Consider the following 910-nt stretch of genomic DNA (forward strand, 5'->3'; position numbering starts at 1 on the left):
TCCTGGTAGAGATGGTCGACGCGCGCGGTATTGAACGAGGACGAGCGGCGCTTGATCCCGTGCACGGTGTAGCCGAGGCCGAGCAGATATTCGGCGAGATAGGCGCCGTCCTGCCCGGTGACGCCGGTGATCAGCGCAACGCGCCGCTTTGAGTCCTGAGCCGTCATATCATCTCCAGAGAGCGCAAGGCCGCGCGATCCCGACGAGGCCGGTCTGTAGCACCCGGCCACCTCCAAGTCTAATGGCATAATCGTTTGGAATCAGGGCCTTAAAGCTTTGAAAACCCGATTCAAAGCGGTCTGGGGCCGGCTCACTCGCCGTAGTGGCGCAGCCGGTCGAGCTCGATGATCGTGACCCCGCCATATTCGAGCCGCAGCAGCCCCTCGCGCTCGAGCCGCTTCAGGCACTGGTTGGCGTTCTGCCGGGAGATTCCCGACAGCGCCCCGATCTCCTCCTGGGTGATTTCAAGGTGCAGGGTAAGCTCGGGATAGAGAATCGGATTGAACAGCGAGGCGATCGAGCGCGCCAGCCGTGCGGTCGCATCCAGCGTGCGGCCATATCCGAGCAGCGCGATGAACTGGCCGAGCCGCTCGTTGAGCTGTCCAACCAGGAAGCGGTTGAAGCCGACGCTGTTCTCGAACAACCAGACGAAGGTCCGGCGATCCATCATCGCGAGGCGCGTATCGCGCAGCGCGACCACGTCGTAGCGACGAAGCTCGTTCTTGAGCACAGTGCCCTCGCCGAACCACGCGCCCGCCGTGAGGCCCGCGAAGCTCGCGGCCTTGCCGCCGCGCGAGACGATGCCCATCCGCGCCAGCCCGGTAACGATGCCGGTCCAGTACTGGAAATTGTCGCCGCGCATGAAGATGAATTCGTTGGCGCGGTACGACTTCTCCGAGATGCCGGCGCG

General features: G+C 64.0%; 2 protein-coding genes. Both read right to left on the reverse strand.

What is annotated here, in order from left to right; all coding sequences use genetic code 11:
* On the reverse strand, positions 1–167 hold a 167-nt coding region (locus tag VQ02_RS36575), incomplete at its 3' end, for a GDP-mannose 4,6-dehydratase (RefSeq protein ID WP_157080940.1).
* 143 nt (positions 168–310) lie between these two features.
* A partial coding sequence (locus tag VQ02_RS34420; RefSeq protein WP_048448780.1) for a Crp/Fnr family transcriptional regulator occupies positions 311–910 on the reverse strand: 600 nt, incomplete at its 5' end.

Origin of the sequence: Methylobacterium variabile (genome assembly GCF_001043975.1) — a bacterium.
Taxonomy (GTDB): domain Bacteria; phylum Pseudomonadota; class Alphaproteobacteria; order Rhizobiales; family Beijerinckiaceae; genus Methylobacterium; species Methylobacterium variabile.